The organism is Nocardia sp. NPDC055002, from assembly GCF_053608825.1.
The window spans coordinates 312,740-337,496 of record NZ_JBSGWE010000006.1 but is presented as its reverse complement, the minus strand read 5'-3'; the positions used below and the strand labels follow the sequence as shown (position 1 = coordinate 337,496).

Annotated in this window: 26 protein-coding genes; 13 read left to right on the top strand and 13 right to left on the bottom strand. The window is 67.4% G+C overall.

What is annotated here, in order from left to right:
• Positions 1-31 precede the first annotated feature (31 nt).
• The 3 genes from ACWF99_RS25235 to rimP all read right to left on the bottom strand — a co-directional run bounded on the left by ACWF99_RS25235 (position 32) and on the right by rimP (position 2,067).
• A complete protein-coding gene (locus ACWF99_RS25235; RefSeq protein WP_101468594.1) occupies positions 32-343 on the bottom strand; it encodes a YlxR family protein in 312 nt (103 codons plus the stop codon).
• Positions 344-412: 69 nt separating this feature from the next.
• A complete protein-coding gene (gene nusA / locus ACWF99_RS25230; protein WP_358187413.1) occupies positions 413-1,441 on the bottom strand; it encodes a transcription termination factor NusA in 1,029 nt (342 codons plus the stop codon).
• On the bottom strand, positions 1,438-2,067 hold the full coding sequence (rimP, locus tag ACWF99_RS25225) for a ribosome maturation factor RimP (protein WP_378626515.1): 630 nt from the start codon (positions 2,065-2,067) through the stop codon (positions 1,438-1,440). The genes nusA and rimP overlap by 4 nt, the downstream gene beginning before the upstream one ends.
• Before the next feature lie 231 nt (positions 2,068-2,298).
• Here rimP and ACWF99_RS25220 point away from each other — a divergent pair, with 231 nt between their 5' ends.
• Entirely contained in the window at positions 2,299-3,006 is a 708-nt protein-coding gene (locus ACWF99_RS25220) for a hypothetical protein (protein ID WP_452537562.1), read from the top strand.
• On the top strand, positions 3,003-3,434 hold the full coding sequence (locus ACWF99_RS25215) for a ferritin-like domain-containing protein (protein ID WP_378626513.1): 432 nt from the start codon (positions 3,003-3,005) through the stop codon (positions 3,432-3,434). The genes ACWF99_RS25220 and ACWF99_RS25215 overlap by 4 nt, the downstream gene beginning before the upstream one ends.
• 21 nt (positions 3,435-3,455) lie before the next feature.
• Here the strand turns inward: ACWF99_RS25215 and ACWF99_RS25210 are convergent, their stop codons facing one another.
• The 3 genes from ACWF99_RS25210 to ACWF99_RS25200 all read right to left on the bottom strand — a co-directional run bounded on the left by ACWF99_RS25210 (position 3,456) and on the right by ACWF99_RS25200 (position 9,453).
• Entirely contained in the window at positions 3,456-5,207 is a 1,752-nt protein-coding gene (locus ACWF99_RS25210; RefSeq protein ID WP_378655301.1) for an acyl-CoA dehydrogenase family protein, read from the bottom strand.
• 121 nt (positions 5,208-5,328) lie between these two features.
• Positions 5,329-7,374, bottom strand: a complete 2,046-nt coding sequence (locus ACWF99_RS25205) for an NACHT domain-containing protein (protein ID WP_452537561.1) — start codon at positions 7,372-7,374, stop codon at positions 5,329-5,331.
• 330 nt (positions 7,375-7,704) lie between these two features.
• Positions 7,705-9,453, bottom strand: a complete 1,749-nt coding sequence (locus ACWF99_RS25200; protein ID WP_378626509.1) for a proline--tRNA ligase — start codon at positions 9,451-9,453, stop codon at positions 7,705-7,707.
• 276 nt (positions 9,454-9,729) lie between these two features.
• Here ACWF99_RS25200 and ehuB point away from each other — a divergent pair, with 276 nt between their 5' ends.
• The 5 genes from ehuB to yaaA all read left to right on the top strand — a co-directional run bounded on the left by ehuB (position 9,730) and on the right by yaaA (position 13,586).
• On the top strand, positions 9,730-10,599 hold the full coding sequence (gene ehuB, locus ACWF99_RS25195; protein ID WP_378628257.1) for an ectoine/hydroxyectoine ABC transporter substrate-binding protein EhuB: 870 nt from the start codon (positions 9,730-9,732) through the stop codon (positions 10,597-10,599).
• Positions 10,600-10,606: 7 nt separating this feature from the next.
• Positions 10,607-11,323, top strand: coding sequence for an ectoine/hydroxyectoine ABC transporter permease subunit EhuC (ehuC, locus tag ACWF99_RS25190; protein WP_378626508.1), 717 nt, complete (start codon positions 10,607-10,609; stop codon positions 11,321-11,323).
• Complete coding sequence (ehuD, locus tag ACWF99_RS25185) at positions 11,320-11,967, top strand: ectoine/hydroxyectoine ABC transporter permease subunit EhuD (protein WP_378626507.1); 648 nt, start codon at positions 11,320-11,322, stop codon at positions 11,965-11,967. The genes ehuC and ehuD overlap by 4 nt, the downstream gene beginning before the upstream one ends.
• Positions 11,968-11,971: 4 nt before the next feature.
• The gene (gene ehuA, locus ACWF99_RS25180; RefSeq protein ID WP_378626505.1) at positions 11,972-12,727 is read left to right on the top strand and encodes an ectoine/hydroxyectoine ABC transporter ATP-binding protein EhuA; all 756 of its coding nucleotides are present in this window, start codon (positions 11,972-11,974) and stop codon (positions 12,725-12,727) included.
• A gap of 112 nt (positions 12,728-12,839) precedes the next feature.
• The gene (gene yaaA / locus ACWF99_RS25175; protein ID WP_452537608.1) at positions 12,840-13,586 is read left to right on the top strand and encodes a peroxide stress protein YaaA; all 747 of its coding nucleotides are present in this window, start codon (positions 12,840-12,842) and stop codon (positions 13,584-13,586) included.
• Here the strand turns inward: yaaA and ACWF99_RS25170 are convergent.
• The 3 genes from ACWF99_RS25170 to ACWF99_RS25160 form a co-directional block, all read right to left on the bottom strand.
• On the bottom strand, positions 13,576-13,968 hold the full coding sequence (locus tag ACWF99_RS25170; protein WP_452537607.1) for a VOC family protein: 393 nt from the start codon (positions 13,966-13,968) through the stop codon (positions 13,576-13,578). The genes yaaA and ACWF99_RS25170 overlap by 11 nt on opposite strands.
• Entirely contained in the window at positions 13,968-14,249 is a 282-nt protein-coding gene (locus ACWF99_RS25165; protein ID WP_378626502.1) for an ArsR/SmtB family transcription factor, read from the bottom strand. The genes ACWF99_RS25170 and ACWF99_RS25165 overlap by 1 nt, the downstream gene beginning before the upstream one ends.
• 76 nt (positions 14,250-14,325) lie before the next feature.
• On the bottom strand, positions 14,326-15,270 hold the full coding sequence (locus tag ACWF99_RS25160) for a LysR family transcriptional regulator (RefSeq protein ID WP_378626500.1): 945 nt from the start codon (positions 15,268-15,270) through the stop codon (positions 14,326-14,328).
• A gap of 50 nt (positions 15,271-15,320) precedes the next feature.
• Here ACWF99_RS25160 and ACWF99_RS25155 point away from each other — a divergent pair, with 50 nt between their 5' ends.
• Complete coding sequence (locus ACWF99_RS25155) at positions 15,321-16,010, top strand: type 1 glutamine amidotransferase domain-containing protein (RefSeq protein WP_452537560.1); 690 nt, start codon at positions 15,321-15,323, stop codon at positions 16,008-16,010.
• A gap of 25 nt (positions 16,011-16,035) precedes the next feature.
• Here ACWF99_RS25155 and ACWF99_RS25150 read toward each other — a convergent pair whose 3' ends face one another.
• Positions 16,036-16,668 carry an HD domain-containing protein gene (locus ACWF99_RS25150; RefSeq protein WP_378626497.1) on the bottom strand — a complete coding sequence of 211 codons (633 nt, stop codon included), beginning with the start codon at positions 16,666-16,668 and terminating at the stop codon, positions 16,036-16,038.
• Positions 16,669-16,736: 68 nt separating this feature from the next.
• Positions 16,737-17,420 carry an NADPH-dependent F420 reductase gene (locus ACWF99_RS25145; RefSeq protein WP_378628252.1) on the bottom strand — a complete coding sequence of 228 codons (684 nt, stop codon included), beginning with the start codon at positions 17,418-17,420 and terminating at the stop codon, positions 16,737-16,739.
• A 76-nt stretch (positions 17,421-17,496) separates the two neighbouring features.
• Between ACWF99_RS25145 and ACWF99_RS25140 the strand changes: the two genes are divergently transcribed.
• Both ACWF99_RS25140 and ACWF99_RS25135 read left to right on the top strand, forming a co-directional pair.
• On the top strand, positions 17,497-18,141 hold the full coding sequence (locus ACWF99_RS25140) for a LysE family translocator (protein WP_378626496.1): 645 nt from the start codon (positions 17,497-17,499) through the stop codon (positions 18,139-18,141).
• Between the two features lie 22 nt (positions 18,142-18,163).
• A complete protein-coding gene (locus ACWF99_RS25135) occupies positions 18,164-19,012 on the top strand; it encodes an SGNH/GDSL hydrolase family protein (RefSeq protein ID WP_452537559.1) in 849 nt (282 codons plus the stop codon).
• A 10-nt stretch (positions 19,013-19,022) separates the two neighbouring features.
• Here the strand turns inward: ACWF99_RS25135 and ACWF99_RS25130 are convergent, their stop codons facing one another.
• The gene (locus tag ACWF99_RS25130) at positions 19,023-20,645 is read right to left on the bottom strand and encodes a PucR family transcriptional regulator (protein WP_378626493.1); all 1,623 of its coding nucleotides are present in this window, start codon (positions 20,643-20,645) and stop codon (positions 19,023-19,025) included.
• Positions 20,646-20,753: 108 nt separating this feature from the next.
• Between ACWF99_RS25130 and ACWF99_RS25125 the strand changes: the two genes are divergently transcribed.
• A complete protein-coding gene (locus ACWF99_RS25125) occupies positions 20,754-22,244 on the top strand; it encodes a CoA-acylating methylmalonate-semialdehyde dehydrogenase (RefSeq protein WP_452537558.1) in 1,491 nt (496 codons plus the stop codon).
• A 17-nt stretch (positions 22,245-22,261) separates the two neighbouring features.
• Positions 22,262-23,608 (top strand): aminotransferase class III-fold pyridoxal phosphate-dependent enzyme, encoded by a 1,347-nt coding sequence (locus tag ACWF99_RS25120; protein ID WP_452537557.1) that lies wholly within the window; start codon positions 22,262-22,264, stop codon positions 23,606-23,608.
• Here ACWF99_RS25120 and ACWF99_RS25115 read toward each other — a convergent pair.
• Positions 23,598-24,182: a DUF1345 domain-containing protein gene (locus ACWF99_RS25115; protein ID WP_378626489.1), complete on the bottom strand. Its 585-nt coding sequence runs from the start codon at positions 24,180-24,182 to the stop codon at positions 23,598-23,600. The two genes, ACWF99_RS25120 and ACWF99_RS25115, sit on opposite strands and share 11 nt — an antisense overlap.
• Here ACWF99_RS25115 and ACWF99_RS25110 point away from each other — a divergent pair.
• A complete protein-coding gene (locus tag ACWF99_RS25110; protein ID WP_378626487.1) occupies positions 24,181-24,756 on the top strand; it encodes a PPOX class F420-dependent oxidoreductase in 576 nt (191 codons plus the stop codon). The genes ACWF99_RS25115 and ACWF99_RS25110 overlap by 2 nt on opposite strands.
• Position 24,757: the final 1 nt, after the last annotated feature.

The following is a 24,757-nucleotide window of genomic DNA, read 5'->3' as shown; positions in this document are numbered from 1 at the left end:
GGACGTTCATCGTTGGTGCTTCACGGTGTGCTCATGAGTGCTCGTGCCTGTTCTCGAGGTACTGCTCCAGGGCTGAGATATCCAGATTTCCGGACACTCGTAGGGCTCTGCCGAATGCTCGGCGCCGCTCTGCGGAACGCAAACAAACTGAAACGGGGTGCAGCCATGCACCCCGTCCGGGCTGTCTGCGCCGCGGATCGGGAACAATCGCGACATCGGTGTTCCGATGCTGCGCCACGATCCGCAACAGGTCGGCAGACGGCTCGCGCTGACGGCATCCGATACAGGTGCGAACGGATTGCGCGGGCCGGTCCTGTACCCACTCTACCGGTGACCCGGTCATAACGACGAACCCCTCCCCTCCGGAAGTTACGAACATGTCATCCGCCGGTCGGGATTCGACGTGTTCGGATCAGCTACGGTGCGCTTCCGGCCGGGCGGAGTCGTCCGGTTGCGGAGCCGCGTCGCTGCGGATATCGATGCGCCAGCCCGTCAGACGGGCAGCCAGGCGGGCATTCTGGCCCTCCTTGCCGATGGCGAGGGAGAGCTGGAAGTCGGGCACGATCACGCGTGCCGCCCTGGCGTCGGGATCGACGACGGTGACCGAAACCACCTTCGACGGCGAGAGCGCATTGCCGACGAACGTCGCCGGATCCTCGGCGTAGTCGATGATATCGATCTTCTCGCCCGCCAGTTCACTCATCACGTTGCGCACGCGCTGACCCATCGGGCCGATGCACGCGCCCTTGGCGTTCACGCCCGGCACGGTGGACTGGACAGCGATCTTGGAGCGGTGTCCCGACTCGCGCGCCACCGCGACGATCTCGACGGAGCCGTCGGCGATCTCGGGCACCTCGAGCGAGAACAGCCGCCGCACCAGGTTCGGGTGGGTGCGCGAGAGCTGGATCTGCGGACCACGCGGGCCACGCGAGACACCGTAGACGTAGCACTTGATCCGGTCGCCGTGCTCGTAGGTCTCCCCCGGTACCTGCTCGGCGGGCGGGATCAGCCCCTCGGCGCCGTTGGCCTCGCTGCCGATGCGTACCACCACGATGCCGCGGGCATTGGCCCTGGCGTCGCGCTGGACCACACCGCCGACGATCTCACCCTCGTGCGCGGCGAAGTCGCCGAAGGACTTCTCGTTCTCGGCGTCGCGCAGCCGCTGCAGCACCACCTGGCGGGCGGTGGTCGCGGCGATGCGGCCGAAACCCTCCGGGGTGTCGTCCCATTCGGAGACGAGGTTGCCGTCGGCGTCGAGCTCACGCGCCATCACCCGCACCACACCGGTCTTCTGGTTGATGTCGATGCGCGCGTTGGCCTCGTGGCCGTCGGTGTGCCGGTAGGCGGTGAGCAGTGCCGACTCGATCGCCGAGATCACGGTCTCGATCGAGATACCTTTGTCGGCGACGATCGCCCGCAAGGCTTCGATTTCAATATTCATTCCGCAACCCCTTCGGTGGGAGTGTCACTGTGTTGTCCTGGTGCGGCGAGGTCGGCGGGTTCTTCGCCCGGTACCGGGCGGCCCGGTGCGATACCGCCCGCGAGCTCGAGTTCGGCGGCGCCCGGTGCGTTGAACTCGACCTGGACGACAGCCTCGGCGATATCGGCGACCGGAACGTGAACGCGGTGTGGCTTCACCTTGCCGCCGATGACGAGCGCGATGGTGGCGTCGTCGGCGAGCCGGCCAACGCGCGCGTCGAAACGGGCCTTGCCCTCGATCCGCTCGGCGCCGTCGGCCAGCTTCACGCGGACCTTGCGGCCCTGTGCGCGCCGCCAATGCCGTTCGGTGGTGAGCGGGCGCTCCACGCCGGGAGTCGTCACTTCGAGCAGATAGGCGGCTTCGCCGAAATCGCCTGCGGCATCGAGAAGTTCGGACATCTCGCGGCTGAGCGAGGCGATGGCGTCCAGGTCGGCGGGGCCGTCGCTGTCGACGGTGACCTTCACTCGAACCGGAGCCAGCTCGCCGTTGCCCGCGGCTGCGATCGCGACGCCCTCGAGGTCGAATCCCCGGCGTGCGACGAGCTCAGCGACTAGCTGGCTCACCCTTTCCTCGGTGGGCATCGGCATATGGGCGGCTCCTGGTTCAGTTGTGACGCGATCGGAAATATCTACGCCGAAGGTCTAGCGTAACGCGCTCAGAGAGTGTAAAGGACCAGGCGCTGAGCGCCACGCACCGGTCCGACTCGGCGTGCCCGAGACCTGTCAGCACGCGTGCGAGCTACCCGCGTGAGATCTGGCACCATGGTCAACGTGCCCCACCGCCATTCCGTCCCGCCGAGAGCCGGGCGACCTTCCGGCATGCGTTTCGACCGGCACGAACCCTCTCGGTTACGGGTCGAGCCTGCCGCCGCGCACCTCGCCGGGCCGACGCCGGCTCCCACCGGCGCGACCGCGTCGCCGCCCCCCGCCGTAGTGCCGCATCCCACACCGGTACAGCAGCTTTCGCCGTCGGCGACCGTACGGGTCGACACCCGGCCTGCCTGGCGCCGCCGCACCGTGCTCCGACTCGTCGGCGCGAGCGCGATCGGCCTTCCCGTGGTGGCCACGCTGGCCGCCTGCGCCGAGGACGATACCGTGCACGCGCCGGATCCTCTTGCCACGCAAGAAGTTCTGGCTCGCGCCGATGCCGCGGCCGCGACCGCGGCGATCGCGCTGGCGCCCCAGTCGAATGCCACGCTGAGCACGATCGCCACCGAGCGCACCGCGCACGCCGACGCGCTCCGCACCGAAATCGACCGGGTGATCGGCGTGTACGGCGACGGCACCACGCCCGTTCATCGCACGGGCGCCGTGACCGTGCCCGGCCCCGGTGGATCGCCGGTCCCGGCCTCGGAGGTCGAGACCGCGTCCGCGCAGCCGGCCACCGTCGCGCAAGTGCGTGATCAGCTGGTCCGCTCCCAACAGTCCGCCGCCGCCCTGGCCCGCACCGAATCCGGCTATCGCGCAGGCCTTCTCGCGTCGATCAGCGCGGCCTGCGCCACCCAGGCAGGAGTCCTGCTGACATGACCGAACAGCGAACGGCCTTGCAGAGCGCACTCGATGCCGAGTACGCGGCCGTCTACTCCTACGGCCTGATCGCCGCGTACGCCAATGCCGACCGGTCCCGTCTGGTCGCCGAGTTCAGCGCCGCGCATCGAGCACGTCGGGACAGCACGGTCGAACTGCTCGAAGCGGAGGGCACCGCACCCGACGCTCCCCGTGCCGCCTACACCCCGCCCGCCCCGGTCGACGATCCGATCCCCGCGGCGCATCTCGCGGTGAGCGTCGAAACCGATTGCGCGGCAGCGTGGTACACGGTCGTGGAGAACGCGACCGACGAAGTGGTGCGCGCCACCGCGACGGAAGCTCTCACCGAGGCCGCCGTTCGCCGCGCTCGCTGGCAGACGATTCTGGGTTCGGTCCCGGTCACCGTCACCTTCCCGGGACGGGCGTAGCGAACCGAGTCGGCGGCCCGACTACGGGCGCATCGCGTACGCGCCGTCGTAGGCCTCGACCTGCTGCCACACCCGGCCGAAGCGCTCGGCGTCGGCCACCGGGCTGCGCAGGGCCCCGATCGCCCAGGCACGCTGGGCTTCGGTGACCGACGGCTTGCCGAGCAGCGCCGCCGCCTGGGCGTTGAAGTCGCGGATCTGGAAGTCGAAGATCTGATCGAGCACATCGCGGTCGAGCCCGGTGAGCTCGGCCTGCTCGAGAATCAGCTGCCCGTAGACCACCGTGGAGAACAGGTGGCCGATGGTCAGCATGAAATCCAGGTCCTTCTGCTGGTCCGCATCGGGAGCCGCGGTGAGCAGCAGGCTGCGCAGCGCCTGGGCCTGCTCGTAGAACCGGCCGACGTTCGGGACCTCGGATGCCTGCTCGTAGGCGGGAGTCCAGTCGGCGAATTGCACCTTGCCCGCGCCGCGCGCCGGACCCTGCTGCCAGAAGAACGGCTGGTCGCCGGGGGCGAGATCGGTGCCGATCGCCGGGTATTCCTTCGGGTTGAGCAGGTAGTTCGGCATGAACTTCAGGATCTGGCCCACGTTCACGTGCACGGTGCCCTCGAGGCGCGGCAGGTGGTTGATGTAGCGCGAGGCCTGCGCGAAGTAGGTGGCCTTCTCGAATCCCTTGGCCGCCAGCACATCCAGCAGCAGGGTCATCGCGACCTCGGCCTCGGAGGTGACCTTGGACTTGGTCATCGGGTTGAACAGCAGGTACCGGCGGTCCTCGAGCGAGGCGCTGCGAAAGTAGTCGACGGCACGGTCGCTGAACAGCTTCATCGCGATCAACCGCGCGTAGGCGTCGACGAAATTGCCACGCACATGGGCGAAGTCGGTGACGGGGTTGCCGTAGAGGATGCGGTTGTTGGCGTGGGTGATGGCCTCGAAGAACGAGTGCTCGACCATGCCGATGCCGCCGTGGCAGAGATTGAACTTGCCGACGTTGACGGTGTTGAGCGCGGCCGAGAAGGCCTCCGGCCCCTCGTGCAGCAGGTCGGCGGCGGTCACCGGGTAGTTCTCCAGCCGGAAGTGGCTGACATACATCTGACCGTGGATGACGCTCTCGATCAGGTGGTAGTCGTCGTGGCGGCTGTCGGCGGCGAACCAGATGTAGCCCGCCGGACCCTCGACGTCGGCGCGGCGCGAGAACACCGACACCATCGAGGCGACGTTGCCGTTGCCGATGTAGTACTTCTCGCCGCTCGCCCGGAACAGGATGCCCGCCTCGGCGTCGGCGCTGCCCGGCTCGCTCGGGGTGAGGATCAGGTCGGTGTTGTAGATGTCGGCGCCGTGGTCACGCTCGGACAGCGCGAACGCCATCACCTGACCGTCGTCGAGGTCGGCGGCGGCCTTGCGCTTGGCGATCTCGTTGTCGCTCTGCCAGATCGGGCCCAGCCCCAGGATGGTGACCTGCTCGGCGTACCAGTACGCCAGCCCGTAGAACCCGAAGATCTCCGCCAGTGCCGCGTTGCGGGCCGCGTCCCAGCGCTTGTTCGGGTCGCCGTCGGCGTAGGCGGCCGGGGTCAGGAAGGTCGCGAACAGTTTTTCCTTGCCGACGAACTCGAGGAACTCCGACGTCCATACCGCGTCGCGGTCCTCGACCAGCAGCTGCGCCTTGCCCTTGGACTCGAACCACTCGATGGTGGCCTTCAACAGCCGCCGCGTCTCCGCGTCGAAATGCTGGGGGTCGTAGGTGGCCGGGTTGAACAGCAGGCTGGGCGAACTCGTCATGCCGTTAACTTATCAGCGCCGGGCGCGGGCTCGGGCCGCCTACCAGCATGTTTCCCCTACGTAAGCGTAGGTTCCTACAGTCCTGAATGGATACTGCTGTCGCGGTGTCTTCGCCTGACCTTCACGCGACGTTCGGGTTGCCCCGACTGGCGAGAAAATCTTGAATCTCGCGGTGCCGAAACTGGTACGCGACTCCAGCAGACCGCAGCAGCCCGCGGTCGCAGCTCCATTCGAGGAAGTCCCCGAGCTCCCAAGGAAGCGGATGACGTGACCAGCGCCGGGTGCCCAGCAACATAGCCAAGTAGTAGATCGATGCCGGGGCGATAGTCCAGGCTATGACCACCCCGATCGCGGCACCAATGAACAGCCCGAAGTCGTCAACCGACACAGGTGGCGCGGGGGCAACTTGGGTCAGGACAGCCATGAGCACACCCGTCACCATGGCGAGCAGCACCATGAAACGAGCGTCCGCGCCGAGGAGCTCTCGCGGGTTCCGCGCGTTGATGGACGCGTCATCCCGGGCGAACGTGATTGTCACGAACGCAACGCTGCACAGGGGAATTGCCCAGAGTAGCCACCCAGCTGTGCTGCGATCCGCGAGAACCACCAACATGTATCCCAACGTGGACACTCCCGCAAAGAGGGTCAGCGACGCTACCTTCAGCCTTCGGAGCTTCGTCCTGCCCACTACCTTTGTCGCAAACGTCCATACAAATCTGTTGGGCTCTGCCTTGGTCAGTGCTGCCAACAACGTCAGCAGTGCCAACAAGAAGCCCGCACCTCCAGCAACCGTGACGATGTAAGTCGGTGACTGTCTCGGCGTTTCGCGCAGCAATTCGACACACAGAGCGCCGGACAGGAGAAGCCACGCGAGCGCAACCGTGACGCCCCGGACGAAACGCACTCCGGCGAGGGGCCATAGCTGGTGGGGGACGAGATCGGTCCCCGAGATTGCTACACCACCTACCTGAGTCCCGCCATGACGACCCAGATAGTCGCGAGCGAGAGTGGTAAGCCAACGGTGCACCTGATCAGGATGATACCGGGCGGTCTCCGCATCGCCGGTCGCGATGGGGATCAGTAGAGAAAGTAGATGATCACGCAGGTGGTCGGGTCCAGACCATGTGGTATTGACGAGTTCAAGTGGATCATGCTGATACCCGCCCTGGGTGTCACGCTCATAGACCTGGCGCACCAAAGAGAGGCGCCACGGGGTGCCCAGCGCAGTCGACAGGAGCCCGGTTGGCTCGAAAAGCAGCTTTGCCAACACTGGCTGCCAGCGTGCCGGGTCGTCGACACTTGTTTGGAGATACAACTGCGCTTCGGCAGCCGAGAGTCCGACGATCTCAATCGTCGCCGAATCACGCAGCCGCACACCAATGTCGGCAAGCGAGCCTAGTTGCTCAGTACGGCAGGTGAGGACAAGCGGCGCGAGTCCCTCGGAATCATGAAATTCATCGAGGGCCCGGAGGAGCGCGGCTGGACGCGAGTCCAGTTCAGGTGCGTCGTCGGCCATCTCGTCCAGCCCATCCACCACCGGAAGCACGAGCCCGGCATTGAGCAGCGATCGCGCTGCAGCGTGCCGCAGTGCATAGGTATCGACGAGGTGTCGAACCAGCCATTCCTCGACGCTGAACCCAGTCGGCCAGGTCGCGGCTGTGACTCGCACCGGGACTGGTTCGCCGTCGCTACGTGACTTCAACAGGTCGAGCATCAGTTCTAGTGCAAGCACGGTTTTCCCGGCACCGCCGACCCCACTGATGATCAGCCGGCCAGGCCGGACGCCACGGTAGTAGTCCCCCACAGTTGCGAGCGCTCCCACTGACCCAGGCAAGGCAGCGCTATGCGCGAGCTGCACCCGAAACGTGACGTTGATTCGCTTGCCCAAGCCCACCAGCGCCGCGCGGGCCGCGATTTCCACCGCACGCACCTCAGGAGCAAGTCGGTCGGCAACTCCCGCAGCATCGGCGTCATTCCACGCCTGGGCCAACTCGGTGACCACCAGAGCTCGCCGACCGAACCACGCCGAGATGACCGCGACCGCCAACGAGACCAGCGCGCCGACCAGCGAGGCGGGATCGACATCACCGAGCTGCGCGCCAGGGAGCAACTTCTTACCCAGATATCCGGCGGAGAGCAACGCGGCAGCGGATACGACAGCGAACACGACAAATTCGGAATTGTCACGCGTTGGCAAGGCAGCCCCCCGATGTAACCCACCGACAGCCTACCTTCGCTCGGTGAGAGCATGAGTCCTGCCCGGACCCGAACCAGGCAGGACGCCTAAGCGACGCGGCGACGGAAGTCGGGTGGTCACAAACCTTTCGGATCCATCCCGAGGAGCTCGACCGGATTCCGCCACCGGCCACAACGCATTTCCGCATCCCCGACCGATATCGGATTCAGGCGATCGTCACTCCGCAACGGTCAGCGATTTGGGGGTCCACCCAATCCAGCTAGCCGCCGTAGCAGCAGAGGCGCCTAGCTGGATCGGAAGTCAGCCGCGGATTTTAGCGGTGACCGCGCTGACGGCGTCTTCGGCCGGGATCTCCTCGGCTTCGCCGGTGAAGCGGTTGCGCAGTTCGACCTTGCCTTCGGCCCAGCCGCGGCCGATGACCAGGATCCAGGGCATGCCGAGCAGTTCGGCGTCCTTGAACTTCACGCCGGGCGAGGCGGTGCGGTCGTCGAAGAGGACCTCGAGGCCTTCGGCGTCCAGGCCCGCGACGACGTGTTCGGCGCCGTCACGGGCGGCGGCGTCCTTGTTGGCGATGACGACGTGCACGTCGAACGGGGCGACTTCGGCGGGCCAGCGCAGGCCCTTCTCGTCGTGCTGCTGTTCGGCGATCACCGCGACCATGCGGGAGATGCCGATGCCGTAGGAACCCATGGTGAGGCGGACCGGCTTGCCGTTCTCGCCGAGCACGTCGACGTCGAAGGCGTCGGTGTACTTGCGGCCGAGCTGGAAGATGTGGCCGATCTCGATGCCACGGGCGGACACCAGCGGGCCCGCGCCGTCGGGCGAGGGATCGCCGTCGCGGACCTCGGCGGCCTCGATGGTGCCGTCGGGGGTGAAGTCGCGGCCGGCGACCAGGCCGACAACGTGCTTGCCCGCCGCGTCGGCGCCGGTGATCCAGGCGGTGCCGTCGACGACGCGGGGATCGACGAGGTAGCGAACACCGTTGGCGGCCAGGCCCTTCGGGCCGATGTAGCCCTTCACCAGGAACGGGTTGGCGGCGAAGTCGGCCTCGGTGAGCAGTTCCACCTCGGCGGGTTCGACGGCGGCGCCCAGACGCTTGTCGTCGACCTCGCGGTCACCGGGGACGCCGATGCCGAGGATCTCGGTCTTGCCGTCGGGGTGGCGCAGCTTCACCATCACGTTCTTCAACGTGTCGGCGGCGGTCACCGTGCGGTCGAGGACCTTCGCCTCGTTGGCCCAGTCGACCAGCGTCGCGATGGTGGGGGTGTTCGGGGTGTCGTATTCGACCGCGGCGGCCTGACCCTCGATGGGCAGCGGCGCGGGCGCGGGCGTGACCACGGCTTCCACGTTCGCCGCGTAGCCGGACTCGACGCAGCGCACGTAGGTGTCCTCACCGACGGGGCTGGCGGCGAGGAACTCCTCGGACGCGCTGCCGCCCATGGCGCCGGAGGTGGCGGCCACGATCACGTACTCGACATCGAGCCGTTCGAAGATGGCCTGATAGGCCTTGCGGTGGGTGGCGTAGCTGTTGGTGAGACCGTCGTCGTCGATGTCGAAGGAGTAGGAGTCCTTCATCACGAACTCGCGGCCGCGCAGGATGCCCGCGCGGGGACGTTCCTCGTCGCGGTACTTGGTCTGGATCTGGTAGAGCGTGACCGGCAGATCCTTGTAGGAGTTGTACTCACCCTTGACCGTGAGCGCGAACAGCTCCTCGTGGGTGGGCCCGAGCAGGTAGTCACCGCCCTTGCGGTCCTTGAGCCGGAACAGGCCCGGCCCGTACTCGGTCCACCGGTTGGTGGTCTCGTAGGGCTCGCGCGGCAGCAGCGCCGGCAGCGAGATCTCCTGGGCGCCGGTGGCGTCCATCTCCTGGCGCACCACGTCCTCGATCTTGCGCAGCGTGCGCAGACCGAGCGGAAGCCACGAGTACACACCGGGGGCGACCCGGCGGACGTAGCCGGCGCGAACGAGCAGTTTGTGGCTGGGCACCTCGGCGTCGGCGGGATCGTCTCGCAGGGTGCGCAGGAACAGGCGGGAGAGGCGGGTGATCACGGATGCACAGGGTAGTCCCTGGTCCGGGCAGGACGACAGCCGAATACCACCTGGGCGCCCGCCAGCCGCCGAAAACCGGTTCCGACAAAAGACCGCATATCAGGTTACCCATTACAAATCTATTTCAATCATCAGATAACAACCTGATAACGTAACCGCATCTGGCAATTCTTACGTGACTAGATTTTCTCTATACGTCAATTACGCACTTACAACAGAAAATTGGTGGCGGCGACGCCACCCTTGCGAGAGGTCACAATGGCTGAGACGAAATCCATGTCGAAGCGCTGTACAGCGGTGTTCACCGGAGCCGCGTTGGTGGCCGCGGCCCTCGCCGGATGCACCAAGACCGAGACCACCGAGAGCGGTCAGCTCCTGCAGTCACTGAAGGACAAGGGCACGATCACCGTGGGTTTCGCCGGTGAGGCGCCCTATTCGTTCGAAGAGGGAGGCCAGCTCACCGGTGCCACGGTGGCCCTGCACAAGGAGATCTTCGCCAACCTCGGCATCAAGACCGTCGACGGTGTGCAAACCGAGTTCGGCGCACTGATCCCCGGTCTGCAGGCCAATCGATTCGACGCGGTCAGCGCCGGTATGTCGATCTTGCCGAAACGCTGTGAACAGGCATCTTTCAGCGAACCGGAATTCATGTACACCACCGCACTGATGGTGAAACCCGGTAATCCGATGAATTTGACGGATATGCAGTCGATCAAGGCCAGTGGCGCGAAGATGGCCGCGATGACCGGCGCCATCGAATCCGATTACGCCAGCTCGCTGGGCATCGACGCCACCCAGGTCGGCACCCCGCAGGACGGCATGGACGCGGTCACCTCCGGGCGCGCCGACGTATTCGCGCTCACCGCGATCTCGCTGAACTGGCTCAAGAGTCACACCCCCAACGCCGCGGTCGACGTGACACCGTCGTTCGTGGCCGTCATCGACGGCAAGCCGCAGGTCGGCGCCGGTGGCACCGTGTTCCGCACCACCGATCCCGATCTGCTCGCCGCCTACAACGCCGAGCTGGCCAAGATCACCGGCGACAAGGACAAGTACTTGTCGATCGTCGGGAAATTCGGGTTCACCGAGCGCGAGCTGCCCGATCCGAAGTACACGACGGCCAAGCTGTGCAAGGGCGAAATCTGATCCAGGCATGAGCAATTTCGATGCGGTCCGCGATGCCCTGCCCTCGTTGTGGCAGGGCATCGCGGTCACGCTGGAGCTGACCATCGGCGGCGCGCTGCTCGCGTTCGTCCTCGCCCTCGCCCTCGGCACCACCGCCCGCGTGCGCAATCTCGCGGCACGCGGCAGTGCCAGGGTCATGATCGAATTCTTCCGCGGTACCTCCCTGCTGGTGCAGATCTTCTGGCTGTTCTATGTACTGCCGTTGCTCGGCTACAAACTCGACCCGCTGTTCTGCGGCATCCTGGCGCTCGGCCTCAACTACGGTGCCTACGGCGCCGAGGTGGTGCGCGGCGCGCTCAACGCGGTGCCGCGCGCGCAGTTCGAAGCGGCGGTCGCGCTGAACTTCAGTCCGTGGCAGCGGATGCGCAGGGTGCTGTTCCCGCAAGCGTGGGCGCTGATGCTGCCCTCGCTGACCAATCTGCTGGTCCACCTGCTCAAAGGCACCGCCGTAGCGTCTTACATCACCCTGCACGACCTGACCTACGAGATCGGTGACCTGCGCAAGACCACCAGCGACACGCTGTTCTCCTTCGGTGTCGGCCTGGTCATCTACTTCGTCCTCGGCTACCTGCTCACCCTGGGCATGAACCTGCTCGAAACCCGCGCCAAGACCAAGCTGGGTCGTGGGGCATCGCTCAAAGAGGTCCTCAGCCTGGCGCCCGACGAGACGAAGGTGGCGCCATGAGTGCGGAATGGAGTTGGGAGCGCGCCCGCGAGGCACTGCCGGTGCTGTGGGAGGGATTCCAGATCACGCTGCTGGCCACGGTGCTCGGCTTCGCGCTGGCCGCGGCGCTCGGGCTGGCGATCGCGATCATCCGTCGCACGATGCCGCGCCCGATCGCCGCGCCGGTGCACGCGGTGAGCGAGTTCGTCCGGCTCACCCCGCTGGTCGTGCAACTGCTGTTCGCCTACACCCTGTTCACGCAGTTCTCGGCGTTGCAGATCGGCATCGTGGTGCTGGGCATCCACTATTCGAGTTACCTGGCCGAGGTGTATCGAGCCGGGATCGAGGCGGTGCCGAAGGGACAGTGGGAGGCAGCGCGCGCACTGTCGTTGCCGCCTGCCCGCACCTGGGGTGCGGTGGTCCTGCCGCAGGCGATCCGGGCGAGCCTGCCCGCGCTCGGCACCAACGCCGTCTCGATGTTCAAGGACACACCGTTCCTGTTCGCCATCTCGGTCGTCGAATTGGTGACCGCCGCACAGCAATTCGGGGCCCGCAATTTCGCGTACCTGGAGTCGATCACGATGGCCGGGGTGTTCTTCCTCGTCGCCAGCTACCCGACGTCTGTGCTGATCAGAAGACTGGAGAAGCGACTTGCCTACTACTGACGAGATGATCCGATTCGATCAGGTGGTCAAGCGCTTCGGCGACCTCACCGTGCTCGATCACCTCGATTTCAGCGTGCGCCGCGGGGAGAAGGTCACCCTGATCGGGCCGTCGGGGTCGGGCAAGACCACCATTCTGCGGCTGCTGATGACCCTGGAGACGATCAGCGACGGCGTGATCTGGGTCGACGGTGCACCACTCACCCACACCGAGCGCGGCGGAAAGCTGGTGCCCGCCAAGGAGAAACACCTGCGCGCGGTGCGGACCAAGATCGGCATGGTGTTCCAGCAGTTCAACCTGTTCCCGAACATGACGGTGCTGGAGAACATCACCGAGGCGCCGATCCACGTGCTCGGCAAGTCGAAAGATGAAGCGCGCGAACGTGCTCGCCATCTGCTCGACGTCGTCGGCCTGTCGGACAAGGCCGACGCGCATCCCTCGCAGCTGTCGGGTGGGCAGCAACAGCGGGTCGCGATCGCGCGGTGCTGTGCGATGGATCCGAAGGTCATGCTGCTCGACGAGGTGACGTCGGCCTTGGATCCGGAGCTGGTCGGCGACGTCCTCGACGTGCTGCGCACCATCGCCGAAACCACCGACATCACCATGCTGATCGTCACCCACGAGATGCGTTTCGCGCGCGAGGTGTCGGATCGGGTACTGATGTTCGACTCCGGTCGCATCGTCGAGCAGGGCCCGCCGGAGCAGATCTTCGAAGCACCGGCCAACGAGCGGACGCGCAAGTTCCTCGAGGCCGTGCGCTGAACCACGCGGACAGCGGATCGGGGCGGTCCGGCCCCGCCGCTGACCACGGACGACCGGTCCGCGGCGGGGCGGGGCGCGGTGCCGGTTTCGGCGACGATTACCGTTGTCGATCGTGCTGGTGCTGCTGCCTCCCTCCGAAACCAAGTCCGACGGCGGATCGGGCGCGCCGCTGGACCTCGCCGATCTCGCGATGCCGCAGCTCAGCGCGGTTCGCGACAAGTTGATCACCGAGGTCGTCCAGCTGGCGGCCGACCCCGCGGCCTCGGCCGCGGTGCTCGGGCTGGGTAAAGGCGCCGACGCGGAGATCGCCCGCAACGCGAGCCTGCGCACGTCGGCGACCCGCCCCGCCCTGGAGCGCTACACCGGGGTCCTCTACGACGCCCTGGACGCGAAGTCGTTCACCACGGTGCAGCGGGCCAAGGCATATGCCCGCCTGGGGATCGGATCGGCCCTGTTCGGCGCGGTTCGCGCGGCCGACCCCATCCCCGCCTACCGCCTCTCCGGCGGCACCAAACTGCCAGGGCTGCCGACACTTTCGGCCCTCTGGCGCGACGTGCTGCCCGACGCTCTCTACGCGGAGGCCGCGGGCGAGCTCGTCATCGACCTGCGGTCGGGTACCTACCAGCAACTCGGCCGAGTCCCCGACGCCGTCACCGCCAATGTGCTCACCGAGCACCCGGACGGCTCACGCACGGTGGTCAGCCACTTCAACAAACATCACAAGGGTCTGCTTGCCCGCGCGCTGGTGCTCACCCGCGCCGACCCCACCGACATCCGCGCCGTTGCCCGGGTAGCCACCAAGGCAGGCCTGCGTGCCGAAATCGCCTCCCCCACCGAACTTCTGATCATCACTCGGTGACGGGCGCCATCAGCTGGATGAGGTTGCCGCAGGTGTCGTCGAACACCGCGGTGCTGAACGCGCCCATCGGGGCGGGGGCCTGCGTGAAGAAGACATCGCGGTCGAGCAGGCGGCGGTATTCGGCGTCGAGATCGTCGACGGTGAAGACGATGACGGGGATACCTTCGGCGCTCAGTGCCGTTTTGTAGGCCTTGGCGGCCGGATGCTGGTCGGGCTCGAGCAGCAACTGGATACCGTCGACATCGGCGGGCGAGACGAGGGTGAGCCAGTCGAATTCGCCGAGCGAGACCTTGTCCTTGATCTGGAAGCCGAGCACGTCGGTGTAGAAGGCCTCGGCCTTGGCCTGGTCGTCGACGAAAACGCTGGTCACTCCGATGCGGATCATGTGTCCTCCTGGGGGATGGGCCAACGCACCGAAATCGCCTGTAGCGGCGTGAAATCGGCGTGATGGAACTTGTATCGGCCTTGCCGACGGGTATGGACGAGACCGGCTTCCTCGAGTACGCCCAGGTGCTGGGTGATCGCCTGACGTGACGAGCTGATGCCGTGCTTGTTCACGATCCGGGCGCACAATTCGAACAGGGTTTGCCCGTCGCGATCAGCCAGTTCGTCGAGAAGCGCGCGGCGTGTCGAATCCGCCAAGGCGGTGAAGATATCGGTCACTGCACGCTCCGTTCACTCCCCTCGAACCATAGGCAAGTGCGCACTTGCCTGTCAAGTGCAAGCGTTCGCTTGCCTGTCATGTGCCGCACCCCGCCCGCCAACCTCGGGCCGCCTCCACCAACCGGGCGCGAACCAAGTCGACGTGTGGTCGCGACGGTGCGCCGATCCGGCGGGCCAGGAAGCCGGTGTTGATCGGCGGGTCGGCGGGATCGAGCAGCGTGACCAGCGTTCCGTCGGCCCGTTCCCGACCGCACAGGTAGTGCGGAAGCACGCTGATCCCCGCCCCCGAGGTGACAGCGGCCAGTACCGCGCGCAGATCGCCGACGATCAGGGCGGGCTCGGCTTCCAGACGGGTCTCGAAGACGTGGCGCCAGTAACGACGCAGGATCGGCAGATCGGCGGCGTAGCTGACGAGCGGGATGCCGTCGAGCGCGATCGGCCCCTCGGCCCGCAGACGGTCGGCGTCGATCCGGTCGGCGATCGACGGGGCTGCGACGAGAAGGAATTCCTCGTCGACGAGCGGTTCCGCCAGCACGGTCCGGCCGCGCGGGCGGGTGGTGGCGAAGACCAGGTCCAGTGCCCCCGAATGCAATCGAGCGAGCAACTCGTCGGTCATACCGGTGCTGACCGTGAGCCGCACACCGTCGGCGACCAACGGCGACAACGCGGGCACGATCTTGGCGGCGAGCATCTCCGCCGGTCCGCCGAGCAGCACCGGCGGCTCGGGCGGGGCAGCCCGAGCGGTCGCCGCACCGCTGACGACCGCCTCCAGCTCCTCGAGTGGACCGCCGACCCGCGCCGCGAGCTCGTGACCGGCGGCGGTCGGCGTCACCCCGCGCGGCAGGCGTTCGAACAGCGGCCTGCCGAGGTGCCGTTCGAGCGCCTGGATCTGCGTGGTCACGGTCGGCTGGGACAGCCCGACCTGGGCAGCGCCCGCGGTGAGCGAGCCGGTGCGGAACACGGCGAGGAAGGTCCGCAGCTGCACCAGATCCATCGACCCATCGGCTGACCTATGTCTCATATAGACGATCCTATTGGTCAGGAGATGCCGTCAACCCTAGCGTTGTTCCCATGGCACACATCCTGTTCGTTCTCACCGGCACTGATCATTGGACACTGGCCGACGGCACCGAACATCCCACCGGCTACTGGGCCGAGGAATTCACGGCGCCCTATACGGCCTTCACCGCGGCGGGCCACAGCGTCACGGTGGCGACCCCGGACGGCGTTGTCGCGACGGTCGACCAGGCCAGCCTGGCCCCCGAGGTCAACGGTGGCGCCGACGGTGCGGCGGCGGTCGCCGACATCCTGTCCGGCGCCGACGCATTGCGGAATCCGCTCGCTCTCGACAAGGTCGACCTCGCCGACTACGACGCCGTCTTCTACCCCGGCGGTCACGGCCCGATGCAGGATCTCGCCGTCGACCCGGTCTCGGGCGCTCTCCTCGACCACGCCCTTGCCTCCGGCAAACCGCTCGGCATCGTCTGCCACGCCCCCGCCGCGCTCCTCGCCACCGCCGAGTCGGGCAGCTCCCCCTTCGCGGGCTACCGCCTCACCGCGTTCAGCAATGCCGAGGAAACGCAGGCGGGCTTCGCCGACAAGGCGAAGTGGCTGCTCCAGGATCGCCTGGTCGCACTCGGTGCCGACTACCGCGAAGGCGACCCGTGGGCCCCGCACATCGAGGTGGACCGCAATCTCTACACCGGCCAGAACCCCGCCTCCGCGGGCTCGCTGGCCGCCGAAATGCTCACCGCTCTCTGACGACGAGAACGGGGCAGCTGGTCCGTCAGCCGATCTCCGCGGTGAGTTCGGCCAGTTCCGCGGCGAGGTTGGCGCGGGCGATCGCCTCGTACCGGTCGTGGGCGAGGTCGGTGCGGAAAAGGCGGGGCTGGTCGGCCAGATTGCGGAGCACCGAGGCGCGCCCGGCCCGGAACAGATCATCGGGCACGTGGGCGTATTCGGCGCGGATCGCGGTGGTGTAGGCGGCGTATTCCTCCGGAGTACCGCCGAGGACAACGAGGTCGGCATCACAGAGCACCGCACCGTTCGCATCGCCCGGCTGCGGACGGTGCCCGCGGGTCAGCACCACGAGCCGCACCACCTCCTCGACCAATTCCGGTGCGGCACCGAGCGATTCGAGGATGTCACGACCCAGGTCGGCGCTGCGCTCCTCGTTGTCGGCCCGGGCGACGGCGTAGATCGCGTCGTGGAAGAACGCCGCGTAGCGCACGGCGTCGATATCGGCTGCGGCATCGGCCAATTCGTCGATGGCCGCGAGCATCACCGCCAGGTGCGTGCCGGTGTGGTAGCGGCGGTGCGGTTCGCTGTAGCGCCCCACCACTCCGGCACCGATCTGTTCGGCCTCGATCCCGGCCAATGCGATCCACCGGTCCATCAGGTTCTGTGACAACGCACTCATACAACAAGTTTCGTCGTCGGTACCGACACCCACAACCCCCCCGATACCACCCGGACGACGCTCAGCGCTCAGACCTCGGCGGCGGCCAGGGCCGCACGCACCTCCTCGGCGCCGGCGGGCTTCGAGGCGGGAGGCCAGTTGTCGTCGGCGGCGTAGGGGCGCACGTAAACGGGGGTATCCCGTTGGGAGCGGCGGCTTTCGGCCAGGGAACCACCGTCGACCACGTCATAGCCGATGGCGTCGATGAGGTCGGTGGCGAGCTTCTTGGCGGCGGGGTCGTCGCCGAACACGGGCAGGGCAGACCGGTCCGTGGCACCGGCCGGGCGGGCGAGTTCGGCGAGGTTGGCGTAGGCGATGTTGTTGAACGCCTTGACCACCTTCGATTCCGGCAGGTGGCGTTGCAGCAGTTCGCTGGTGGTGGTCTGGTCGGCGTCGAGTTCGGGGAAGGCGCCATCGCGGTCGGGATAGTAGTTGTTGGTGTCGAACACGACCTTGCCCGCGAGCGGTGCGACCGGTACGTCCCGATACGCCTTCAACGGCACCGTGACCACCACATAGTCGCCTGCTTCGGCCGCCTCTGCCGGGGTAGCCGCCCGTGCCCGCGGACCCAGCTCGGCGACCAGCTCCGCCAGGGTCTGCGGTCCGCGTGAGTTGCTCAGCACCACGTCATAGCCCGCGTCCACCGCCAGCCGCGCGACGGTGGATCCGATATGTCCGCTACCGATCAATCCGAGTGTCGTCATGCGCAGCACAACCTCCGCCACCGCATCGTTGTTCCCTCGCACTGCGGCCGTTGTCACCGCTCCCACCGCCGGATAGCGTGAGGCGATGGTGTCCTCGGCTCATCTGGTCTCGTTCGCGGGTTTGGCGTTTCTGCTGGTGATCGTGCCCGGACCCAGCGTCCTGTTCACGATCGGCCGGGCACTCACCGTCGGGCGGCGATCGGCGCTGATGACCGTGGTGGGCAATGCGGTCGGGGTGTACGGCCAAGTCGTGGCGGTCGCGTTCGGGTTGGGCGCGGTGGTGGCGGCGTCGGCGGCGGTGTTCACCGCGATCAAACTGGTCGGCGCCGCCTATCTGGTCTATCTCGGCGTGCAGGCGATCCGCCATCGTGACGCGCTACGGACCGCCTTTCACGCCGAGCAGGACGTGGCCGCGCACAGTCCGATGGCGGCGCTACGCGACGGCGTGATCGTCGGAGCCGCCAACCCTAAGACCATCGTCTTCCTGGCGGCGCTGCTGCCACAGTTCGTGGATACCTCGCGCGGTGCGGTCCCTCAGCAGATGTTGATCCTCGGGCTCTGCATCCCCGTGTTCGGCCTGATCTTCGACTCGCTCTGGGCGTTCGCGGCCGGGTCGGCACGGTCCTGGTTCGCGCGGTCGCCCCGTCGGCTCGCCGCCATCGGCGGTACCGGTGGCCTGGTGATGATCGGGCTCGGCACCTCACTTGCTCTCACCGGCCGCAAAGACTGAACTACAACCATCAGGATGTTCGATGAAGAGCTTGCTGCTCACCGGCGCTGTGGCGCTGATGGTCTCGGTGTCGACGCACGCGGTGGCCCAGGCCGAGGTGCGCCCGGGCGCCACCTACGTCGCGCTCGGTGATTCCGGGGCAGCCACCACGGGTGCGGTCGATCTCGACCTGACGGCTCCGCTGCGCTGCGTGCGATCCACCTCCAACGCGCCGAAGCTGGTCGCCGGAAGACTCGGGCTGGCGCTGGACGACCGGACCTGCAGCTCGGCGAAGATCCCGGATCTGTACGGGTCGCAAGGCGCCGGGATCGACCCCCAGTTCGACGCACTCGGTCCCGCCACCAAGATCGTCACCCTGCACTTGGGCGCCAACGACGCGGGCATGACCGAGTTCATCCTCGGCCACTGTCACGCCGGAGCACTCAGCGGTGGTTGTGCCGCCGAGGCAGATCCGGAGTGGGACAACAAGATAGACGCGATCGCGCCCGCCTACGCCGCTGCGCTGGCCGATATCACCCGGCGCGCTCCCGAGGCGACCGTCTTCGTCGACGGCTGGCCCACCTATCTCACGAACACCAGCTGCCCGGCCATGCTCGGCCTGCTCCCCGCCGACGCCGCCTACATCCAGTCCAAGTTCGAACGCCTCAACACCGTCGTCGCGCGGGCGGCCGCCGACCACGGCGCCGTGTACATCGATACCGTCACCGCCTCCCGCGAATTCGGGATGTGCGCCGACCCTGGCGTCCGCTGGTTCGATCCGATTCTCGCCGATCGGACCCTGCTCCCCTATCACCCCACCCTCGCGGGCCAGCGGGGCGTCGCGGACCTGATCGTCGCCGCCGTCGAGTCGAGCGGAGTCCTCCCCCGCTGACCCCTACGGCCTAGAGCTTCTGGCCACCCGCGGTGAGGTCGCGCACGAGCAGCGCGGCGTGCAGGGAGGTGCGCGATTCACCGTCGTCGAGGTCGACGGCGAGGACGCGTTCGATGCGGGCGAGGCGGTCGTAGAGGGTGGGCCGGCTGATCGCGAGCGCCTTGGCGAGCTCGGTCTTGTTGCCCGCCAGGTCGAGGAAGCGGCGCAGCGTGCCGGTGAGGTCGGCGGTGTGGCGGATGTCGTAGCGCAGCAGTGCCCCGAGTTCGGCCTCGGCGAAACTCTGCACGCCGGGCTCGTCGCGGATCAGCGACAGCAGACCTCGCAGGCGAATATCCGCGCTGCGGAAGAACATTCGATTCGTCGCCGCGGTCATCGACAGGGCCACCTCGGCGACGCCCGCGGCATGCGCGAGCCTGCCCGCGGTGTCGAGGAGGGAATCGGAGTCGGCGCCGACGCCGACGACCGCACGACGCACGCCGTCGACCCGGCGGACCTCGGCCAGCACCGCCGAACACACCGTCGCCAGCCTGCCGTCGACGTCGCCGCCCCGCGTCACCGCGAGGATCACGGTGACCTGCTCCCCATCGGCGCCACCGCGCGTTCGCCGGTGTTCCGCCGCACTGAGCGCCGACGCGTCGACCAGCCCGAGCGCATGCGTCACCGCTTCGACGATGGCCTCGCTCCGTCGTTGCGCCGCCACCGGATCCGGCGCCGGCTCGGTGTCGATCTCGATCGCCAGCGGCACATAACGGGCCCGGCGGTGCAGACCGAGGGCGGCCGCGCGCGCCTGCGCGTCGCGCTCGTCGGTCACCCGGCCCTCCACCAAATCGGCGATCAGGCCGGTCTGGGCCTGCCGGTGCAGGCCGAAACGGTCCTTGTCGATCATCCGGTGCAGGGTGATGGTCTGCGCGGCGCGTTCGAGGACCATGCCCACCCGCGCGGTGTGGGCCCGCTCGGTGCGCAGGATCAGCCTGCCCCAGCGCTGCGTGTGCGGTCCGACGCCGACCACACCGGACCCGTCGGGCAGCATCCGCGACACCGATTCCCAATCATCGAGCAGCGCGGCCGAACTGGTGTGGCGGGCGGTGGCCGCCAGCACCCGATGCGACAGGTCTTCCAGCACCACCGACGCGTCGAGCATGCTCGCGGCAGTTTGCACGATCTCGGCCAGCGCGGCGCGGCGCACGCTCAGCTCGGTGAAGGTCTCGTGCACGGTGCGCGCGAATTCGAGTTCGGCGTACTGGTCGGCGACGATCGCCCGATGGACGGCTTCGGTGATCTCCACGAAGCGGGTCACCCGGTGCAGCACGATCACCGGCAACCCGAGTTCGGCGGCCGTGGCGGCGACCACGGGCCCGAGCTCGCTCACATAGCTGCCCAGTTCCACGACCAGTCCCGCGACGCCGGCGGCCGACAGCGATCTCAGGTAGACGATTCGCGCCTGCTCGGGCGCGGCGAGCGCCTGCCCGGTGGTCAGGATCAGCTCCGAGCCGACCAGGAGGTCGGCCACCTCGGCCTGGTCGCTGACATGCACCCAGCGCACCGGCCGGTCCAGGTTCGCGGCACAGATGACCTCGGGTTGCCCGGCCTGCATCACCGGCGTCGCGAGGACATCAGCCACCGTCAACAGCACTGACAAATCGTAATACGAATGCCATGATTGTGTACATATCGTCGGCCCACCGGAGGCTCCGGATGGACCAGGGTGGAAGCACCACACCACCGGCGAAACGAGGCATTCATGCAGTCCATCGGGCATTGGATCGACGGCAAATCGGTCAGCGGCAGCAGCGAGACCACCGCGCCGGTGACCAATCCCGCCACCGGCGCCGTCACCGGGGAGCTCGCGCTGGCCAATGTGGCCGACACCCGCGCCGCGATCGACGCCGCGACGGTGGCCTTCGCCTCCTGGCGTGATGCCTCACTCACCCGCCGCACCCAGGTGCTGTTCCGCTTCCGCGAGCTCCTGTCCGAGCGGAAGACCGAACTGGCCGCGGTGATCACCGCCGAACACGGCAAGGTGGCCGCCGATGCGCTCGGCGAGGTGACCCGTGGGCTCGAAGTCGTCGAATTCGCCTGTGGTGTCCCGCATCTGCTCAAGGGCGGCTTCACCGAGAACGCCTCGACCGACGTCGACATCTACTCGATCCGGCAGCCGCTGGGTCCGGTCGCGATCATCGCGCCGTTCAACTTCCCCGCCATGGTGCCGATGTGGTTCTTCCCGCTGGCGATCGGCGCGGGCAACACGGTGGTGCTCAAGCCGAGCGAGAAGGACCCGTCGGCGGCGCTGTGGCTGGCGCGGCTGTGGCAGGAGGCAGGCCTGCCCGACGGTGTGTTCAATGTCGTGCAGGGCGACAAGGTCGCGGTCGACGAGCTCCTGGACAACCCGGCCGTCAAGGCCGTCTCGTTCGTCGGCTCGACCCCGATCGCCAAGTACGTGTACCAGCGCGGCACCGCGGCGGGCAAGCGGGTGCAGGCGCTCGGCGGTGCGAAGAACCACATGGTGGTGCTGCCCGACGCCGATCTGGACCTGGCCGCCGATGCCGCCGTGAACGCCGGTTTCGGGTCGGCGGGTGAGCGGTGCATGGCGATCAGCGTGGTCGTCGCCGTCGGCGGGGTGGCCGACGAACTGGTCACCAAGATCAGTGCACGAGCCGCGAACATCGTCACCGGTGACGGCACCGGCGGCGCCGAGATGGGCCCGCTGATCACCCGGGCGCACCGCGACCGGGTGGCCGAGTACATCGACGCGGGCGAGACGTCCGGTGCCCGGGTGGTGCTCGACGGGCGCAACCTCACCGTCGACGGCGCACCGGACGGATTCTGGCTGGGCCCCACGATTCTCGACGAGGTCACCCCGACCATGAGCGTCTACACCGACGAGATCTTCGGCCCGGTGCTGTCGGTCGTGCGGGTCGGCACCTATGAGGAGGCGGTGGCGCTGATCAACGCGAACCGCTACGGCAACGGCACCGCCATCTTCACCAACGACGGCGGCGCGGGACGACGGTTCCAGCACGAGGTGGAGGTGGGTATGGTCGGCATCAACGTCCCGATCCCGGTGCCGATGGCCTATTTCAGCTTCGGCGGCTGGAAGAATTCCCTGTTCGGTGACTCGCACGCGCACGGCACCGACGGCGTGCACTTCTTCACCCGCACCAAAGCGGTCACCACCCGCTGGCTCGACCCGAGCCACGGTGGGCTGGAACTCGGTTTCCCACAGAACAAGTGACTTCAGGAGACTTCGCCATGACGCTTTCCGAAGAGGCCGCTCGCGCCTACGAGCTCGACCGCCGCCACGTCTTCCATTCCTGGTCCGCGCAAGCGACTCTCACGCCGATGGTGCTCACCGCCGCCGAGGGGTGCTACGTGTGGGACGGCGAGGGCAACCGCCTGCTCGACTTCTCCTCGATGATGGTGAACACCAATATCGGCCACCAGCATCCGAAGGTCGTCGCCGCGATCCAGGAGCAGGCGGCGAAACTCTGCACTGTCGCGCCGTCGTTCGCCAACGACGCCCGCTCGGAAGCGGCCCGCCTGATCAGCGAACGCACGCCCGGTGACCTCGACACGATCTTCTTCACCAACGGCGGCGCCGACGCCGTCGAGCACGCCGTCCGGATGGCACGACTGCACACCGGCCGCTACAAGGTGCTCTCGCGCTACCGCTCCTACCACGGCGGCACCGAGACCGCGGTGAACCTCACCGGCGACCCGCGCCGCTGGCCCAACGACCACGGCAACACCGGCACCGTGCACTTCTTCGGCCCGTTCCTGTATCGCTCGGAGTTCCACGCCACCGACGAGGCACAGGAAACCGAACGCGCGCTGGCCCATCTCGAACGCACCATCGAGATGGAGGGTCCGGCCACCATCGCCGCGATCGTCCTGGAGTCGGTCCCGGGCACCGCGGGCATCATGGTGCCGACCACGGAGTACATGCGTGGAGTGCGCGCACTGTGCGACAAGCACGGCATCGTCTTCATCGCCGACGAGGTGATGGCCGGCTTCGGCCGGACCGGAAAGTGGTTCGCCATCGACAATTTCGATGTCGTACCCGATCTGATCACCTTCGCCAAGGGCGTGAACTCCGGGTATGTCCCGCTCGGTGGCGTGGCGATCAACGCGGCCGTCGCGGCGACCTTCGCCCACCGCCCGTATCCCGGCGGGCTCACCTATTCCGGTCATCCGCTGGCGACCGCCGCTGCCGTCGCGACGATCACCGCGATGGCCGAGGAAGGCATTGTCGAGAATGCCGCCGACATCGGCGCGAAGGTCATCGGGCCCGGCCTTCGTGAACTGGCGCAACGGCATCCGAGCATCGGCGAAGTCCGCGGGCTCGGTGTCTTCTGGGCCGTCGAGCTGGTCCGGAACCGGGCCACCCGCGAGCCGTTGGCCCCCTACGGCGGCACCAGCCCCGCGATGACCGAACTGGTGGCCGCCTGCCGCACCGGCGGGATGCTGCCGTTCGTCAATTTCAACCGCTTGCACGTGGTCCCGCCGTGTGTGATCACCGAGGCCGAGGCCAAGGAGGGGCTCGCCATCCTCGACCAAGCCCTCACCGTCGCCGACGCGCACACCGTCGCTACCCCTTGATCCAGTCGATCGCGATGGCGACGACGGCGGCGTTGAAGAAGAAGCTCAGCACGCTGTGGGCGGTGACGCGCCGGCGCATCGACCGCTGCACCACCTTCACATCCGAAACCGCGAACGAGGTGCCGATGGTGAACGAGAAGTACACGAACTCCGACAGCTGCGGAACCGGGCACTCCGGGAAACGCAGTCCCCCGTCGGCGAACTGGGCCCGCGCGTAGATCTGCGCGAACGCGGTGTGCAGGAGCAACCACGACATCAGCACCGTCGCCGCCGCGACGGCGTTGTCGGCCTCGCTGTCGCGGGCACCGATCATGATCATCCCGGCCGCCAGCCCGGCGCCACTGGCCACCACCGCGAAAGTGGTGGTGTACCAGCGTGGACCGATCCAGTCGATGGAGTCGTCGGGCAGGTCGCGGCGCAACAGCAGCCAGCCCGTCGCGACGTAGGCGACGGCCAGGAGATTCCAGACCAGCAACAGGCCGATCCCGCCGGTTGTCCACGAGAAGAGCGACAACCAGACCACACCGAGGACGGTCAGCCCGAGCTCCAGTACCCACACCAGCGTGCGACTCATGGCCGCAACGTCTACCACGCCGCCGTGTGGACACACCGACACCGCGCCCGGTGGCTGCGTTTTCCGCGCTGCGCGACTGATCGACGCGCTCGGGCAACGCCTGTCCACCCCTCGAATCCTGGCCGGAATGACCCGGCCGGGCAGCGCGTTGTCCAAGAGCGTGACCGATACCGCAGTGCTTTCCGATGAACTGAAGTCGTACCTCGACGAGGAGAAGGTCTACGCGACCGTCGCCACCGTCGGGCCCAACGGGCATCCGCATCTGACCGTGGTCTGGATCAAACGCGAGGGTGACGAACTGCTGTTCTCCACCACCGTCTCACGACAGCAGGCCAAGAACCTGGTGCGTGACCCGCGGATCACCGTGATGGTGAACCCGCCGGAGCGGCCGTTCCTGTACGCCGAGGTACGCGGAACCGCCACCACCACACCGGATCCCGAGCGGGCGCTGCCGGACGAGATGTCGCTCAAATACACCGGCAAGCCGTATCGCGAGTTCAACCCGGCCTCGGTGAACGACGCCGAACGCGTCGTCATCCGCGTCACCCCCACCAAGGTCGCCGGACGCTTCTGAC

Coding starts and splice junctions, on each gene's coding strand:
- ACWF99_RS25210 (WP_378655301.1), bottom strand. CDS start 5,207: ATGACGAGTTCGCCCAGCCTGCTGTTCAACCCGGCCACCTACGACCCC.
- rimP (WP_378626515.1), bottom strand. CDS start 2,067: ATGCCGATGCCCACCGAGGAAAGGGTGAGCCAGCTAGTCGCTGAGCTC.
- ACWF99_RS25215 (WP_378626513.1), top strand. CDS start 3,003: ATGACCGAACAGCGAACGGCCTTGCAGAGCGCACTCGATGCCGAGTAC.
- ACWF99_RS25120 (WP_452537557.1), top strand. CDS start 22,262: ATGACGCTTTCCGAAGAGGCCGCTCGCGCCTACGAGCTCGACCGCCGC.
- ehuD (WP_378626507.1), top strand. CDS start 11,320: ATGAGTGCGGAATGGAGTTGGGAGCGCGCCCGCGAGGCACTGCCGGTG.
- ACWF99_RS25135 (WP_452537559.1), top strand. CDS start 18,164: ATGAAGAGCTTGCTGCTCACCGGCGCTGTGGCGCTGATGGTCTCGGTG.
- ACWF99_RS25220 (WP_452537562.1), top strand. CDS start 2,299: ATGCGTTTCGACCGGCACGAACCCTCTCGGTTACGGGTCGAGCCTGCC.
- ACWF99_RS25110 (WP_378626487.1), top strand. CDS start 24,181: ATGGCCGCAACGTCTACCACGCCGCCGTGTGGACACACCGACACCGCG.
- ACWF99_RS25235 (WP_101468594.1), bottom strand. CDS start 343: ATGACCGGGTCACCGGTAGAGTGGGTACAGGACCGGCCCGCGCAATCC.
- ACWF99_RS25140 (WP_378626496.1), top strand. CDS start 17,497: ATGGTGTCCTCGGCTCATCTGGTCTCGTTCGCGGGTTTGGCGTTTCTG.
- ACWF99_RS25160 (WP_378626500.1), bottom strand. CDS start 15,270: ATGAGACATAGGTCAGCCGATGGGTCGATGGATCTGGTGCAGCTGCGG.
- ACWF99_RS25125 (WP_452537558.1), top strand. CDS start 20,754: ATGCAGTCCATCGGGCATTGGATCGACGGCAAATCGGTCAGCGGCAGC.
- ehuB (WP_378628257.1), top strand. CDS start 9,730: ATGTCGAAGCGCTGTACAGCGGTGTTCACCGGAGCCGCGTTGGTGGCC.
- ehuC (WP_378626508.1), top strand. CDS start 10,607: ATGAGCAATTTCGATGCGGTCCGCGATGCCCTGCCCTCGTTGTGGCAG.
- ACWF99_RS25150 (WP_378626497.1), bottom strand. CDS start 16,668: ATGAGTGCGTTGTCACAGAACCTGATGGACCGGTGGATCGCATTGGCC.
- ehuA (WP_378626505.1), top strand. CDS start 11,972: ATGATCCGATTCGATCAGGTGGTCAAGCGCTTCGGCGACCTCACCGTG.
- ACWF99_RS25155 (WP_452537560.1), top strand. CDS start 15,321: ATGGCACACATCCTGTTCGTTCTCACCGGCACTGATCATTGGACACTG.
- ACWF99_RS25115 (WP_378626489.1), bottom strand. CDS start 24,182: ATGAGTCGCACGCTGGTGTGGGTACTGGAGCTCGGGCTGACCGTCCTC.
- nusA (WP_358187413.1), bottom strand. CDS start 1,441: ATGAATATTGAAATCGAAGCCTTGCGGGCGATCGTCGCCGACAAAGGT.